An 881-nucleotide genomic window follows, 5' to 3' on the forward strand; every position below is an offset into this window, starting at 1 on the left:
GGCGGCGGCCACGTAGCTGAACTTCTCGTCCTCGTACGGCAGGGAGCCGCCCTTGACCTGGCGGTGCAGGGAGGAACGGCTGACCCGCGCCGAGAAGTGGCACCAGTCCTCGCCGGGGGTGATCGGGCAGGCGGCGCTGTGCGGGCAGGGGGCGGCGATGTGGAAACCGGCGGCGATCAGTCTGTCCCGGGCCTCGATGACGCGGGCGTAACCGGCGGGGGTGCCTGCCTCGACGATCACGACAGCTTGGGCCGCGGATGCGGCGGCGTCGACGAGGGCGGCTCGGTCGGGGGCGGTGAGTTCGTTGAGGACGTAGGAGACGGTGACGAGGTCGGTGGGGTCGAGGGTGAGCGCGGATCCGATCCGTGCGCGCCGCCAACTGACCTTGCTCAGCGCCGGGTTGGCGGCGGCGATCTCTCTCCCCAGGGCGAGCGCGGGCTCGGCCCAGTCGAGGACGGTCACCGGGCGATCACCGTCCCAGGTTGCGGCGACGGCCCAGGTGGCGGCACCGGTCCCGCCGCCTACATCCACGTGTCCCTGCGGGGCCCAGTCGGGTACGGCGTCCGCGAAGGCGTCCAGCGCGGAACGTACGGCTTCGAAAGTCGCCGGCATCCGGTACGCCGCGTAGGCCGCCACGTCCGCACGGTCCCGCAGGATCGGGGCGTCGGTCGGGGTGGCCCCCCGGTAACTGGCGATCAGCCGCTCCACAGCGCCGGCGGCCTGCCTGGGCGGAAGCCCGTCGAGCAGGCGGGCCAGAGCGGTACGGAGGGTTTCGGCGGGAGCCACGGGGTCGTTCACCCGCCGATTCTAAGTGGCCCGGGGTTGCAGCCGAGGTCCCTGGGGGCTCCGCCCCCAGACCCCCGAGGCCTATGCCCACCCAC

The 881-nt window shown here is 73.2% G+C and carries 1 protein-coding gene; it reads right to left on the reverse strand.

The features are described 5' to 3' along the window. Window positions 1-798, reverse strand: a 798-nt coding sequence (locus tag AC31A1_RS52035) for a small ribosomal subunit Rsm22 family protein (protein ID WP_489660014.1), incomplete at its 3' end; no start/stop codon positions are given. Window positions 799-881: the final 83 nt, after the last annotated feature.

The organism is Streptomyces sp. P5F9, from assembly GCF_057961495.1.